Annotated in this window: 10 protein-coding genes and 1 tRNA gene; 4 read left to right on the top strand and 7 right to left on the bottom strand. The window is 48.7% G+C overall.

The features are described from left to right. Positions 1–169 precede the first annotated feature (169 nt). From purF to dprA, 3 genes are all read right to left on the bottom strand, one after another. A complete protein-coding gene (gene purF, locus WC659_06305; protein MFA4873508.1) occupies positions 170–1552 on the bottom strand; it encodes an amidophosphoribosyltransferase in 1383 nt (460 codons plus the stop codon). A gap of 432 nt (positions 1553–1984) precedes the next feature. After that, positions 1985–4291 carry a type I DNA topoisomerase gene (gene topA, locus WC659_06300; protein MFA4873507.1) on the bottom strand — a complete coding sequence of 769 codons (2307 nt, stop codon included), beginning with the start codon at positions 4289–4291 and terminating at the stop codon, positions 1985–1987. A 211-nt stretch (positions 4292–4502) separates the two neighbouring features. Continuing rightward, on the bottom strand, positions 4503–5546 hold the full coding sequence (dprA, locus tag WC659_06295; protein MFA4873506.1) for a DNA-processing protein DprA: 1044 nt from the start codon (positions 5544–5546) through the stop codon (positions 4503–4505). Between the two features lie 1199 nt (positions 5547–6745). Between dprA and WC659_06290 the strand changes: the two genes are divergently transcribed. Beyond that, on the top strand, positions 6746–6889 hold the full coding sequence (locus tag WC659_06290; protein ID MFA4873505.1) for a hypothetical protein: 144 nt from the start codon (positions 6746–6748) through the stop codon (positions 6887–6889). 638 nt (positions 6890–7527) lie between these two features. Here the strand turns inward: WC659_06290 and pth are convergent. From pth to WC659_06270, 4 genes are all read right to left on the bottom strand, one after another. Further along, the gene (pth, locus tag WC659_06285) at positions 7528–8106 is read right to left on the bottom strand and encodes an aminoacyl-tRNA hydrolase (GenBank protein MFA4873504.1); all 579 of its coding nucleotides are present in this window, start codon (positions 8104–8106) and stop codon (positions 7528–7530) included. A gap of 20 nt (positions 8107–8126) precedes the next feature. After that, positions 8127–8900 (bottom strand): class I SAM-dependent methyltransferase, encoded by a 774-nt coding sequence (locus WC659_06280; GenBank protein MFA4873503.1) that lies wholly within the window; start codon positions 8898–8900, stop codon positions 8127–8129. 44 nt (positions 8901–8944) lie between these two features. After that, entirely contained in the window at positions 8945–10420 is a 1476-nt protein-coding gene (gene der / locus WC659_06275) for a ribosome biogenesis GTPase Der (protein MFA4873502.1), read from the bottom strand. Between the two features lie 187 nt (positions 10421–10607). Continuing rightward, positions 10608–11990, bottom strand: a complete 1383-nt coding sequence (locus WC659_06270; GenBank protein ID MFA4873501.1) for an LCP family protein — start codon at positions 11988–11990, stop codon at positions 10608–10610. A 105-nt stretch (positions 11991–12095) separates the two neighbouring features. Between WC659_06270 and WC659_06265 the strand changes: the two genes are divergently transcribed. From WC659_06265 to hisS, 3 genes are all read left to right on the top strand, one after another. Continuing rightward, positions 12096–12172 (top strand) — tRNA-Val (locus WC659_06265). A 44-nt stretch (positions 12173–12216) separates the two neighbouring features. Next, on the top strand, positions 12217–12816 hold the full coding sequence (lepB, locus tag WC659_06260) for a signal peptidase I (protein ID MFA4873500.1): 600 nt from the start codon (positions 12217–12219) through the stop codon (positions 12814–12816). Positions 12817–13029: 213 nt separating this feature from the next. Further along, on the top strand, positions 13030–14691 hold the full coding sequence (hisS, locus tag WC659_06255) for a histidine--tRNA ligase (GenBank protein MFA4873499.1): 1662 nt from the start codon (positions 13030–13032) through the stop codon (positions 14689–14691). Positions 14692–14842: the final 151 nt, after the last annotated feature.

The raw sequence follows: 14842 nt of genomic DNA, 5'->3' as shown, positions 1-14842 counted from the left end.
TCAGCCACCTCAAAGATATGCTACGGATTCACCGTGGATTGAAAGGAGTGAGAAAGCTGAAAATGATCGATGAAATTCTTTCTAAATAGCCTTACGAATTTACCATTAAGCCAAAAATGGATGGATATAGAGAGACCGCTCAGCAGAACTGGGCGGTCTTTGGTTAAATTCAATCTTCAATGGGAATGTGGTACTTCCCAGTGAAGCATGCATCACAAAAGCTTGTTTCACTTAGGTCATCACTCCCACCTTCTATTATGGCGCGTTTCAGCCCAGCCAAACTTAAGTATCCAAGACTTGACGCACCAATTTCCTGTCGTATCATTTCAACGTTACCATCATGGCGCATTGCTATTAGTTCATCTTTGACACGGTAGGTGTCAATCCCATAATAGCAGGGATGCATATATGGCGGAGAAGCGATACGCACGTGCACCTCTTTAGCGCCTGCATCTATGAGTAATTTAATGACTCTTTTGATTACGGTTCCCCGTACTTCTGAGTCATCGACTACTACCACACTTTTCCCTCTTACCAATTCAGGTATGACATTGAGCTTGATCCTCAAGCTCTCATCCCTCATGCCCTGAAGCGGCTCAATAAATGTTCTTCCTACACCATGGTAGCGGAATAGGGCAAAAACAAGTGGTAACTGCGCCGCATGAGCATATCCTACTGCTGCAGCGTTACCAGAGTCTGGTACTGGTATTACCATGTCCGCCACAACAGATTGTTCAGACCAAAGAATCGCTCCCATGCTCTCACGTACAATTTGGCATCTACGATTATGCCATTTACTATCTGGACGTAGGAAATAGAGGAATTCAAAGATACAGGGATGTTCTTCCTTTGGGGCAAAAAGAGATATTAGTTCAATATTCTCTTTATTACCATCATGGAAGGCTACTAATTCTCCCGGAGGAATATCACGAATGTACTTGATCCCCAGTACATCGCAAATCGCACTCTCAGAGGCTAGCAAATTTATACCAGCTCCAGACCCGTAGATAAGTGGTCTATTACCTGATGGATCACAAACACCCATCACCTGGTTTTTATAAAGAGTCACAAGCGAATAGGTGCCCTGTATTTGTTGTAGAGCTTTTTTTAGGGCTTCACGGAAGCTTTTTTTACCTGAAAAATAGATAAGAGCTGCGAGTACCTCCGTATCTGTTGACGTTTTGAACAAATAGCCTTTACGCTCACACTTCTCCTTAATTTGCTGATAACTAACTAAGTTACCATTATGCGCCAGCCAGAACGGTGTTCCATTAAACATCCCTTCAATAGGTTGAATATTATGAGCGTTACTGCCGCCAGTAGTCGAATATCGGTCATGACCTATACCCGACTTCCCCTTTAGTGTTTTTAGTATCCCTTCCCCTCGAAAGACAATATCAGGAGTTCCCATACCTCCAATCACATGATATTGACCATCAAAGGTGACAATTCGAGAGCTTTCCTTACCCCTTGTCATTTGTCCCCAGTTCGCAATGTAAAGATCCCTTGCCACTTCTTTATCATTTGAAACAATTCCAACTATTCCGCACATGGTGAAACCTCCGTTTCCGTGTTTGTAGATCCTTGGTGATGAATTATAAAAGGTCAATTTTTGTTTGACCCAAATTTTTTAGTTTAAGTATCTTGTTTATCCTTCTCTGTCTTCCCTTAGTAGAAAGACAACGAAGGATGGAGAAAAAAATAAAAATCTACCGCGTGGGGCGGTAGGGCAGTTATGATATGGTTTGTTCTTGTACATGATCGTGGCTTGGTTGCCACCTGGTACTGCGATTAAGGCGAGGTTTTTTCTTCTTATGATCCCAAAGCATAGAAGAAGTTATCCCCAAGGCTGTATCAAGATTACCTTGAGAATATAATCTTGCTCCCTTTTTTTCTTCCTGTCAAACGCGCATGATTCGCGCATGATTCAGTGATTCTACACCCCCCCTTTATCTCCCCCTTTTTAGGGGGAGAACTCGAATATTTATGATTTATACCCGCATCCTTTCTTGGAACAGCGCGTGGTGTCTTTGGCGCCGTAGACGAGGAGACTGCCGCAATTAGGGCATTTTTCGCCCGTAGGCTTTGACCAGAGCGCAAAGGTGCAGTTCGGGTATTGGTTGCAGGAATAGAAGGGTTTCCCCCGGCGGGAGCGCTTTGCCACGATTTCTCCTTTGCCGCAGGCAGGGCAGGCAATGCCGGTGGACTGTTCAATATTCTTGATGGTTTTGCATTCGGGGTACCGCGAACAGGACAGGAATGGCCCGAAGCGCCCGTATTTCACCACCATGGGTGCGCTGCAGGTCGCGCATGTTTCTCCTTTATATTTCTCCTGGAGCGCGGACATATCCGGCCCTGTTCCCTCTGGCGCGCCATTCTTTTTTCCATTGCCGCTGCCCGGCACTGGTTTCGTGTTTTTGCATTCCGGATAGCCGGAACATGCCATAAATTTTCCAAAACGTCCGAGGCGGATCACCATCGGCTTGCCGCATTTGTCGCACACTTCGTCCGTTTCCTCCGTGGTAAGCTCTTTTTTGGAAAGCTCTTTTTCTTTAATGGTGAGCTGCGCTTTGAACGGCGTATAAAATTCTTTAATAACCGGCACCCACGGGCGCACGCCGTTTGCGATTTCATCGAACTCATCTTCCATCTTGGCGGTAAATTGGTAGTCAACCACAGTGGGGAAATGCTGGACCAAGAGGTCGGTAACCACAAATGCAGTGTCAGTAGGAGACAATCTTCGGTCTTCTTTTGTAACATACCCGCGTTCCACGATGGTGCTCAAGGTAGGCGCGTAGGTGGAAGGCCTGCCAATGCCAAGCTCCTCCAGAGTTTTAATCAGCGATGCTTCAGAGTAGCGGGGTTTCGGTTCGGTAAAATGCTGGATGGGTTTCACTTCCACGGGTTCCACGCGGTCATCCGTGCGAAGCACAGGCAGAAGGGTTTCGGTCACCGCGTCAGGATAGTATTTAAGATAGCCGTCAAAGGCGACCGTAGATCCTACCGCACGGAAATTAAAGGAATTGACGGCAATATCCACCACGATCTGGTTTAATGCCGCATCCGGCATCTGGCTTGCGACCGCCCTCCGCCAGATAAGGTCATAGAGTTTCCATAATTCCGGAGAGAGGCGCTGCCGCAGGGTTTCCGGCGCACGTCCCGCTTCCGTGGGGCGGATCGCTTCATGCGCTTCTTGGGCAAGTTTTGATTTGGTGGTGTACCGGCGCGGCGCGGCAGAAGCATATTGCGCTCCTTGCGTAGTGAGATATTCTTTTGCTTCCGTAAGGAATTTATCCGCAAGGTTCACCGAATCCGTGCGCATATAGGTGATGAGGCCGACGGAGCCTTCTTCGCCAAGCTCGATCCCCTCATAGAGCTGCTGGGCGAAGTACATTGTCTGCTTTGAGGAAAATCCCAGTTTGCGGTTTGCCTCCTGCTGGAGCGTGGAGGTGGTAAAGGGAGGGGAAGGTTTGCGTTTGACCTCTTTGGAGGCGACATTGACGACGCGCCAATCTTTGCCTTCACAAAGGGCCACAATTTCTTTAGCCCGCGCTTCGTTCGCGATGTCGAATTTTTCCACTGCCTTGTCCTCGATCGCCTGTAGTCGGGCAGTGAAAACCTCCCCTTCGTTCCCCCCCTTACTAGGGGGGGAGACAGAGGGGGCATCTGCGTTGATCTGCGTAGGCAATCTGCGTTGATCTGCGTGCAAGAGGGCTTCTATCGTCCAATATTCATCTGGTTTGAATGCTTGTATTTCCCGCTCCCGTTCCACAATCAGCCTTACCGCAACCGACTGCACGCGGCCGGCGGACAAGCCCCGCGCCACTTTTTTCCACAAGAAGGGAGACAGTTCATATCCTACGAGGCGGTCAAGGACGCGGCGCGCCTGCTGCGCGTCCACCAGTTTCGTGTCAAGCGCACGGGGATTCTTAAGCGCTTCATCCACCGCTTCGCGGGTGATTTCATGGAAGGTGATGCGCTTGGTGTTATCAGCGGTAAGGTGCAGCGCTTCCGTGAGGTGCCATGAAATCGCTTCTCCTTCGCGGTCTTCATCAGTCGCGAGATATACCGTATCAGCCTTCTGGGCAAGTTTTTTGAGCGCCGCCACCTGCTTTGCCTTATCCTTTGGAATTACGTAGAGGGGAGAAAAATCATGCTCCACATCCACGCCCATTTTGCTTTTTGGCAGATCGCGAATATGGCCGAATGACGACTCGACCCGGTATCCTTTCCCAAGGAATTTCGTGATAGTTTTCGCTTTTGTAGGAGACTCCACTATGACTAAGTGCATAGTTTTTTGAATATATATTTTAATTTAAAATACTCATTACTGCACTCATATGTCTTATCAAATCCTAAACTCTCTCGCTACGCGAGATCTGGCGTAGCCAGATAAACCCTAAATCCTAAACAAATTAGAAATTCAAATGATCGAAATGTCGAAACGTTTTGAATTTTGGACCTTTGGATTTATTTAGAGTTTAGTGCTTAGAATTTAGGGTTTAGTTTAATTTGATGTACCTCATCCCTCCCACATTCCTTACCATTCCTTTGAGTTCCAGCATCGCGAGGGTGCTTGCCGCAGTGGGAGGATCAAACGCCGCCATTTGCGCAATTGCGTCAATATGCACGGGATCATCGGCGGAAAGCGCTTCAAGGATTTTCGATTCCTCCTTAGTATTAGGAAGCTTTTCCCTTGTGTCAAGCGTTTCCTTGATTTCGCTTAAGTTGAGTGCGCTGAAAATGTCATCTGCGGAGGTCACGGGAATGGCTCCTTTTTTTAGGAGCATATTGGGCCCCCAGGCGTTCAGAGCAGTGATATTGCCGGGGACTGCAAGCACGTCGCGGTTGAATTCCAGCGCATGCGCGGCAGTAGTGAGTGCGCCTGACCCTTCAGGCGCTTCAATGACGAGCGTGGCGCGGGAGAGCCCGGCGATAATGCGGTTGCGGTAGGGGAAATGGTGCTTCAAAGGGGGCGTGCCCGGTGCGTGTTCTGACACGACGCACCCGCCCTCATGAGCGATCCTGTCCGCAAGATACCGGTGGTGGCTCGGATAGACCGAGGCGCGGTCAAGGCCGCATCCCAAGACCGCGACGGTCCTGCCTTTTTCTTCAAGGGTAATCTCATGGGCGCGCGCGTCTACGCCGTAGGCAAGCCCTGACACGATGGTGCAGCCATTCTTGGCAAGGGGCCGCACTATCATCTCGGTTGCCTGTTCGCCATAAGTGGTGATATGGCGGGTGCCTACCACGGCTATGGCGATTTCCTCTTTTGAGGACGCGATGTCGCCGCGGGCGTACAAGAAGCTGGGGGGCGCAAAAATTTCTTTCAAAAGGGCGGGGTAGTCTGGATGGGTGATGGGGATGAGGTCTAACTCTTCTTTCTGTACCCGCTCCCACACGGAGAGGGGATCAAGCTCCCTCCTGCGCGCATCAATTTCACCCAAAACTCCTTCTTCAAACCCGAGTCTCTGGAATGCGGACAGCGGGGCAACCCACGCTTCTTTTAAGGAAGGGAATGACGTGGCAATTTTTCTCAAGCGCACGCTTCCCAGTTTCCTGCAATACGAAAACGCCGCCCAGTAGGGAAGGTCGGGGTCAGTTTTTCGGTTTATCAGTCTCTTGGGATATACAAACGAAGTTTAGTTAATGAATTGTTAATTTGAGAATTTAGAAGCTGGAATCTAGAATCTAGGACGAAGTAGTTGATACGATTTTCTAAATTCTAACTTCTCACTTCAAGATTCTCGGATGCTCAATCTCATTGTCTCTCCCGCCGCTTACGTTTGTCAAATTTTTAATTGTAGCGTGGCAGTTTATCTGCCACCTCCGACGCTCATTACTCATCGACGCCCCCACCTCAATCCTCCCCCTGTTAAGGGGAGGACGGTAGACGGATGTTCTCCCCCTTCGGCAGGGGGAGATGTAAGAGGGGGTGTAATAGTGAAGTCACAGTGAGCACGTGCGCTCGCGGTACTTGACCTCTCTCTCTTGTCTGTAGGGTAAAGGTGAAAAAAGCGTTACTAAATCACTGAAATTGTATCCCTAAGTATGGAGGTAAAAATGTGGACGAGTACTCTTGTTGCTCATTCCATCGAAGAGCTGGAAAAAATGCAGTTAGATTTTAGCAAGAGTGGGCAGTTCGCTTTTGACTACTGTTTCCCTAAGGGAACAGTAGATGAAAGCGGCCTCGATCGATGGGTTTTGGATGAGATGAGTAAGTTGGGGGTAAGCATGAATCTTTTTACATCTCCCATCGGAAAGAAGAACTGGACACACATATGTGGGACAGTTCGATCTTGCTGATCTCAGGTCTTCGGCAGAAAGGCCACGGTTGATATCATAAATTTCGAGATTTCTCCCGTGCGCCTTTTATTATTGTGCAAAGGACTATCAATTTGCGATCGCAAATTGGTAGTATGTTCAATATTATCCCTGAAAGGTTACGGTTCTGGATAGGATAATTGTTCGTTTTAATCGCATTTTTTCTGGATCCCGCATCTCGGTGCGGGATGACCGTGAAAAAGCACTGCGTGAGATGAGAACAATATCCACATTGACGTAAGGGGTAAGGAGAATCTAAGATATAAGACCGTATTGTCCTTACCCCTCCCTTCGCCAGAGGCATACTGCTGCAGGAACCCCTCCTTTTCCCTGTGGTGGAAAGCCTAAGCCTGATTGAGGAATTAAAAAGTCTCACGCGGGTTGGCGGAGGGTGAGGTGGGGATAATTAGTTTATGGGTTTATGAGTTTAGCAGTTAGTCGGTTTTCAGTTTGTCAGTTTATCGGTTTGGTAGCGTGGCAGTTTATCCCGCACTATGGAATAGTGCTGGATTTATCTGCCACCCATGTGGTCGGAGACAAGCTCCGACGCTACAATAATAAATAATTTATCTTATTTTTTGAGAACTTCCTCGACTGTCTCAGGGATAATTTTAAGGTGCAAAACGGTATGGGCAGTTCTGTTTGACGCAATTTTCAAATTCTTGGTGTTTGGAGTATTCTATATCGCAACGTTCAATACAAGTTTTACATTCATCATACGTTGGAGTTTTCACAAGCTGACAGGCACCGCGATTGATTTCACATCTTGCGAATTGTTTACACTCATCTCCCCAGACGAACTCATTATATCGAGGTATTCTCCTACCGCAACTTATATCAAATCCCCAACCTCCAAGGGCGCAAAATTCATACTTTACATAGTAGGCAGCACCGCTTATAAGTATCATGGCAATTATTATAAGTGCTAATCCTTTTTTCTTAGTGTAGAGGTAGGTAAATAAACTTACCGCGATATAAAATGGCACCAATGATAGGAGAAAAAGTATCACATCATAGAAGCGGTTAAGTGAGGGCAGCAGAGCCCATGTGACAGCGCCGAGTGGATAGTAAAAAATGAGGAAGAGTATTTCACTAATTATTCCTAAGCTATATTTGAGTGTCAGAAAGTAACACAGTAGTGATAAAAGCAGTGTGAGAATTATCTTTGTGAGAGTGAAGCGAAAAAGTGTTTTCATCGCAGTATTATTTAGATTTTGCTAGCGTTTCAATGATCATTCGAACCGCTTGAGGAATAATTTCATGGCGCATTAAGGTAAGTTCATCTTTTGCGAATTTCTTAAGCACGAATTCTTCTGCTTTGCCCGGCTGGCGGGAAAGCGTGGGAGGGCGGATGCCGATTTTAAGGCGGGGGAATTCTTTGGTGCCAAGAGCGTTGATAATCGACTGAAGCCCTTGATGCCCGCCGGCGCCGCCGCGTTCACGGAGACGGAGGGTGCCTAGAGGGAGATCAAGGTCGTCGGAGATGACCATGAGAGATTTCGATATGTCGATATGTCGATATGTCGTGAGGAGCGCGGCAATGGATTTGCCCGAAAGATTCATGTAGGTTTGGGGTTTGGCGATGATCATGGAGAGACCCCCCCATCCCCCCCTTGATAAGGGGGGGACAAACGGGGGGGTGATAAGCGCATGCGCGCTTTTTTTTAATTTGAATTCCGGCGCATGAAGTTCTCTTGTGAGCGCATCCGCCACCATGAACCCTACATTATGGCGGGTTCTTTCGTATTTTATGCCGGGATTGCCGAGTCCCACAATAAGCATAGTGTAGTGATGGTGCATGATTAATTATAGTTCGCTAATTTTTGCGCAATGATTAACACACGATGCTGAGTTGTTGTTATCTTACCATTCTCCATGAGCTTCTCACAAAGTTCATCAATAATAGATTGATCCTTTTGTATATTAAAGTCTTTTACTGCGGGAGTTTCCTGTAAGAGATGAATTAATTCATCGCGTGTATATTGCGTTTTCCAGAAACCGTCTTTGCTTGTGATATTAGAAAACCCTGCTTGTTGTAAATCTCGTTCATGGGTTTCACGTATTTCACCCTTTTTCATCTCACTCCTATAGCCTCTTGGGGCGCCAGTTTCATCGTTCCCAAAAAAGGCTTTTATATTTGCTATATCTTGTTCCCCCATGCGTTCAATTATGATATAGCCGCTCTCTTTGAGGACTCTATATGCTTCTTGCGAGCTATGACGGCTAAGGATAAAGGTGATAGTATCAATCGTCCTGGAACCTATGGGGAGATGAAAGGCATCACCTTGGAGTAATATGATATTTTTTATTTTTGCCTTAAAAATATTCTTCTTAGCATTTTCAATTACTTTTTCATTCACATCAACACCAATAATATCCTTCACTTCTTTTGCAAGAGGCATTAATTTTTTTGCGGGGCCACATCCCACATCAAGGAGGGTGCTCTCCGCTGGTGTTCGTGAGGAAATTTCGTCCTGAATATTCCAGGGTTTTGGTTCAATATCAATACCCTCTAAATCCTTTGAGTCGTACCTCGGCGTGTAGCGGTATTCAACGAAGTGAGGAAGATCAGGCATACTCATTATTTTGCTCCACGTGGAAGAGCGGTACTTTGTTATGATTACTTAATAATCTTCGCTGCTATTTGAACGGGCGTTCCCAGAAGATCGTACTTATTCCGCAGTTCCTTTTCAAGGAAGCGGAGATAGGATTCAGGAAACCGTTCGCGGGTGCTGATCATAAGCGCGAACGAGGGAGGGTTGGTGCCGTTTTGCTGGAAACCTATCACCTCCGGCCGTTTCCGTTTGGGGCCCAAACGCGGCAAAGCATGGCGCTGTGTGGTTTCAGTGATAAATTGATCCAACGCCGCTTGCTCGAGCGTCATGGCGCGCGCGCGGGCAGTGTGAAGCGCGGTCTCGATGAGCGGGCGGACGTGCGCGCGCGTCAAAGCCGACGTGAAGACCACGGGCGCCCACGTGAGGAAAGGGAACCTGCCGTGGATGTAATTGAGATACTGCGCGCCCATATCTAACGTGTTTCCTTTCTCCACATCATCCCGCCCGCGTTCGCGGGCAAGCCTGCGCAATCCTGTCTGCGTGATGGACAATCCCAATCGTTTTTCTCGTGGAACCTCTTGAGAAGCAAATTTTCGTTTCTGGGCATCGTGTACCAGATCCCATTTATTCCCCACGATCACCAAACCGGTGCCGCTTTCCTCGATGAGGTGCGCAAGCTGCTTGTCCTGGTCATTGATCCCTTCCGCCATATCGAGCACGAGTATGACCACGTCTGACCGCTTCAGGGCATGGATGCTCCTGCTCACTCCCTGCGATTCCAAACCCCTTGTCACTTTTGCTTTTTTCCGAATACCTGCGGTATCAATAAGCACGAGGGGCGTATTCTCCCAGAAAAGGGGAGTGTCAATGGGTTCCCGCGTCGTATGGGCATGCGGGCTCACGATAGAGCGTTCATATCCGAGCAGGGCATTGAGAAGCGTGGATTTCCCCACATTGGGCTTGCCTAAAATGGCAATGCGAATTGGCGCAGTATGAGGCTCATGGGAAAGCAGGTCTTCAGGAGGTTTGGTAAGCATTTGTACAATCCGGTCAAGAAGGTCGCCCACCCCGCTGCCGTTGCGGGCAGAGAGCGCCAGTGGTTCACCCACTCCCAGTTTCCAGAATTCATTTATCAATTCCCGGAATGCGAGATTGTCGGATTTATTTACGGCGACAATCAGCGGCTTGCCGCTCTTGCGCAGCTCTTCCGCGATCGTGCGGTCTGTCGGAAGCAGCCCCGCGCGCGCATCCACCATTAGGATGACCAGATCCGCGCGCGCTGCGGCAAGGCGCGAGTGCGCGAGGACTTTTGCGGGAATGCCGGTGCGGTCGTCTTCCACATCGAAGCCACCGGTATCAAGGAGGGTAAATGCAATCCCGCGCCAGGTGACGAGCGTTTCCTGCACGTCGCGCGTGGTGCCGGGAAGCGGGGAAACGATGGAGCGCGGTTCGCCGATGATGCGGTTGAAGAGTGTGGATTTTCCCACATTAACTCTCCCCACAAGGGCGACGCTGGGAAGGATGGGGGTAGGGAAGGTCATGAATTTAGTATTTATTGTAATTAAATTTAAAATTCAAAGTCCAAATATCAAAATGAAAATATAAAATTTATAAATTTTAATCTATCATTTTGTCCCGCACTTTGAATTGTCGTATCTAAGGTAGGCGGGATCCCGCTAAAGCGGTGAGATTTTGAGATTTGGATTTTATATTAGCGTCGTACTGACATCATTTTCCTAAGATAAGTATAAAATCGGGAGTTTGTAGGGCCGAGTCCTCTGTAGCAACCGTGCTTGCGTTTAAAATTTCCATCGGGGGAGGAGTAGTAATGAGGCGCGCGTTGAACGTGGTACGGAGGTGGGCAAGGCTCGCAGTCTTCGTTTTGCTTATATCGAAAATTACAGATTCATGCCAATTGCGGCTGGGCGCATTTCCTTTTTTAATCACGTGGATGCCTACCGAAGAGAGCTCAACTGAAGCATTGGAGGCAAGACCTGTTTCACTGGTGCCGTTCAGGATCGTGACGTAAGCGCTCTCGCCGCGGAGATCTTCGTAGGCGAAAAGATTTTGCACGAAGCGGGCGAGTGTGCCGTAGTTGGCGTCAATTGGCATAAGGAGGTAGGCGCCGTCAGGGCCGATTTCATCCTTGAGAATCCCATCAGGAGAAGAATCAAGGACGCGTTGTGCGATGATCCGTCCTTCAGTCCGGCGCGCAATGAGAAGCAGGTCGTCAAATTGGCTTGTGGGAATATTGGTTTCAATATTTTTTTCAAGCGAATTAATGATAGCCGCGATTTTGCCCGGTGACAGAAACGTCGAAAAACGAAACAGCTTATCGCGCAGCGCAAGGAGCACTTGCTGCTGACGGCGCGCGCGCGCAAAATCTGATCCTTCGCCATTACTTCCATGGCGCGAGCGCACGTACTGAAGCACGGTTTCGCCGTCCATATGCTGTTCGCCGGCAGCGAAGCTTATGGTCATCACGCGGTCTATGCCGTCAGGATAGTTGGGATCTATAAACGCGTTCTCGACATTGATATCAATGCCGCCTAAGATGTTCACTAATTCCACGAAGCCCTTGAAATCTATGCGCACATAGCCGGCAATGGGCACGGCAAATGTCTGTCCGATGACATTGGTGGCAAGGGCGGCGCCGGAGCCCGCTTCCTGCGATTCACCGATGGCATTGACCGCGTTCACCTTGCGCAAGCCAAGCCCAGGCACCGGCACCGCCAAATCCCGGGGGATGGAGAGCATGACGATGTCGCCGGTTTTAGGGCGGACCGAGATCAGGATGATGGTATCAGTGAGATATGGCCCCTCATGCCCTGCGCCTCCTTGGCCTAGGATAAGGAAATTGAGCCGCTCTTCTTTCGCGAGCGACGATTTTTTCATGCCGGAGAGCCATGATTCGATAGAGCGTAAAAAAGGAAGATGCACAGAGGCGCTTGTATCTTCTGATTGCGCGGAATTATCGTTCCATGAGAGTACGCCAAGGGCAGCAAAGCAGATTCCTATAATAAAAAAAATGATCCACCATTTGCGCGTGCGCTTGAGGTGAGGGGGGACTGCTCTCGGGGGGAGCGGTGTGGGGGGAACGGGAATAACCATAGAGGTAACTCAAATTATACGAAAATATAGCCTGTTGCGTCAACCGATTTTTTGTGTTACACTTCGGGCAATTTGCATAGAAAATTAGGGTTTTTAACACAAAAAGGACGATTAGCTCAGTTGGTTAGAGCGCTGTCCTCACACGACAGAGGTCGGTGGTTCGAGCCCACCATCGTCCACCATGTTAGATTATAAGGCGTTTAATTTTGTAAACCTTTTAAAGCTTATGGCCCAAGAATCAATGCCCTCGTTTGGCGCACCAGAAGATTCAATCTGGTCGAGCATTAAATCATTTGTGTGGGAGACGGTGAAAGTGATCGTTATTTCGCTTGCCATTATCATACCTGTCCGTTATTATGTCATCCAGCCGTTTTATGTGAAAGGCGCAAGCATGGAGCCGAGCTATTTCGACCATGAATATCTCATCATTGATGAGTTCTCCTACCATTTGCGCGATCCGCGCCAGGGAGAGGTGGTAGTGTTCCGCCCGCCGAATGACCCGCGCCAGTTTTATATCAAACGGGTGATCGGCGTGCCCGGAGACCGCGTGAAAATCACGGGAGGCAATATATACCGTTATACCGCGGATCAGCCGGAAGGAGCACAATTGGATGAGCCTTATCTTAGCGAGGGCACTGTGACCTTGGGAGAAGTGGACGTACAGCTGAAAGACAACCAATATTTTGTGCTTGGCGACCATCGCGGCGCGTCTCTTGATTCGCGCGTGTTCGGGACTATAGAGCGCAGTGAAATCGTCGGCCGCACGTGGATACGGGGATGGCCGCTTAACCGGATCACCGTGTTCAGTGCGCCAATGGATGAATAACCAAGATGCAAGAAACAATAACCAAATACGGAATTTTCAATGCTCAATTTTACAATTTTTCCCCCGACAAGTCGGGGGATCCCGCTGCGGCGGGACAATCAATGTCTCAATGTCACAATTTTTAAACGTTTGAACATTGTTTCATTGAAAATTAATTGAAAATTGGTGCTTGAAAATTGAAAATTGTTAAGATGTGAAATTGTTTATTACGTTATGCCATTTAAAGGTAATAATAATGTTAAAGCGAAAAGCGCTTCGAGTGGGGAGAAGGCTGAATCTTCCGTGCCAGTACAAGCGGGAGTGAAGGAGGCAAGGTTGCAGACCATTCGAGGCATGCGCGATGTCCTGCCCGAAGAATATCCGCTTATGCATGCAGTCACACAGGCGGTTGAGCGCGTGGCGCGGGATTTTCGTTATGAACGCATATGTGTTCCGTTAGTCGAAGCAACCAGTCTCTTCAGCCGTTCGGTAGGGACAGAAACGGATATCGTAGAAAAAGAAATGTATACGTTTAATGACCGTGGTGGAGAGAATATTACCCTGCGGCCGGAGTTTACCGCCTCCATTGCCCGCGCCTACATTGAGCATGGTATGTATTCACGCCCCCAGCCGGTGCGGCTGTGGGACATGGGGCCTGCATTTCGCTATGACCGCCCCCAAGCGGGGAGATACCGCCAGTTTTGGCAATATGATTTTGAAGTGCTTGGCGACGGGCATCCTATCATTGATGCGCAGCTTATTGCCGCAGTGGCCACCCTCTATCAGACGCTTTCGGTGCCTATTGTCATTGCAATCAACAGCATAGGCGAGAAGGCATGCCGTCCCGCGTATATAAAAGCGCTCGTGGATTATTTGTCATCCCATCGTTCCTCTCTCTGTGAGAATTGCGTACGCCGTATGGAAACCAATCCTTTAAGGGCGCTTGATTGCAAAGAGCCGGGATGCCAATTGGCGCTCGCGCAAGCGCCGCAAATCATTGATTGGCTTTGTGAGAATTGCCGCGAGCATTTTGTGAAGGTGTTGGAATATCTCGATGAGCTTGAGGTGCCCTACTGTCTCGAGCCAAAGCTGGTAAGGGGATTGGATTATTATACTCGTACGACGTTTGAAGTGATGGCTAAGGCGGGAGATCCCGCAGGTCTTGGGGTTGAAGGGGAGGGTGTATCACTTGCCATTGGCGGGGGCGGCAGGTATGACAACCTTATCGCGGAATTAGGCGGGAGAGCGACTCCCGCGGTGGGATTCGCGGGAGGCATTGAGCGATTGATCCTCGCCATGCAGCGAAGCGGATTCGCGCCTCTGCCTCCGTCAGCACCGCAATTATTTTTAGCGCAATTGGGAAATGAGGCGCGCAAAAAAACATTAAGCCTTTCTTTTCATCTGCGGCGCGCAGGGTATACGGTCGCCGACCAGTTTTCGAAGGACGGTTTGTCACAGCAGCTTGAGGTGGCAGGAAGGCTTGGATGCAGCTATACGCTCATCCTCGGCCAGAAGGAGCTGCTTGACAGCACCATCATTATCCGCGATATGGAAAGTGGCATACAAGAGATAGTGGATTATGCAAAAGTCATGCAGGAGATTGAGAAACGATTCTCCCGGGAAGATCCGCACACCAAAAAAATACCCATTATTTTCCAGCCTTCCGCCGATGTACGGAAACCTGATTTGAAGAGGGAGGAATATCTCCTCAAAGATACCCTGGAAAAAGCGGAAGGAGACGACCTCATGGTTGAGACTGAATCCATGAGCATTGAAGAAGTGACTGAAGAGATTGTGGAAGGAGTTGAGAGGGAAGAGGAAGGGGGATTGGCGAGCGGCCTCAAATGGGTGCCAGATAATAATGGGGCTGAATTTGAAGACGAAGAGAAATATTAAAGATATATACTCTTTCCGAATGGTATCCGTTTCGCCCGTTTTCTCCGACGCTACACAACAATAATTAAATCATGGTAGCGGCAGTTTATCTGCTACCACCACCATGCTTGCAAAATTTGTCGTTTTTTGTCATGATGATAGAAGCATGTGA

The organism is Patescibacteria group bacterium (assembly GCA_041645165.1).
GTDB lineage: Bacteria > Patescibacteriota > Patescibacteriia > 2-02-FULL-49-11 > 2-02-FULL-49-11 > 2-02-FULL-49-11.
This window is presented reverse-complemented; position numbering and strand designations above follow the sequence as displayed.

What these genes read in the sequence shown, in the direction of transcription:
- WC659_06280 (MFA4873503.1), bottom strand. Translation starts at nt 8,900, where the DNA reads ATGCCTGATCTTCCTCACTTCGTTGAATACCGCTACACGCCGAGGTAC.
- purF (MFA4873508.1), bottom strand. Translation starts at nt 1,552, where the DNA reads ATGTGCGGAATAGTTGGAATTGTTTCAAATGATAAAGAAGTGGCAAGG.
- hisS (MFA4873499.1), top strand. Translation starts at nt 13,030, where the DNA reads ATGCCATTTAAAGGTAATAATAATGTTAAAGCGAAAAGCGCTTCGAGT.
- WC659_06270 (MFA4873501.1), bottom strand. Translation starts at nt 11,990, where the DNA reads ATGGTTATTCCCGTTCCCCCCACACCGCTCCCCCCGAGAGCAGTCCCC.
- der (MFA4873502.1), bottom strand. Translation starts at nt 10,420, where the DNA reads ATGACCTTCCCTACCCCCATCCTTCCCAGCGTCGCCCTTGTGGGGAGA.
- WC659_06290 (MFA4873505.1), top strand. Translation starts at nt 6,746, where the DNA reads ATGAGTTTAGCAGTTAGTCGGTTTTCAGTTTGTCAGTTTATCGGTTTG.
- topA (MFA4873507.1), bottom strand. Translation starts at nt 4,291, where the DNA reads ATGCACTTAGTCATAGTGGAGTCTCCTACAAAAGCGAAAACTATCACG.
- pth (MFA4873504.1), bottom strand. Translation starts at nt 8,106, where the DNA reads ATGCTTATTGTGGGACTCGGCAATCCCGGCATAAAATACGAAAGAACC.
- lepB (MFA4873500.1), top strand. Translation starts at nt 12,217, where the DNA reads ATGGCCCAAGAATCAATGCCCTCGTTTGGCGCACCAGAAGATTCAATC.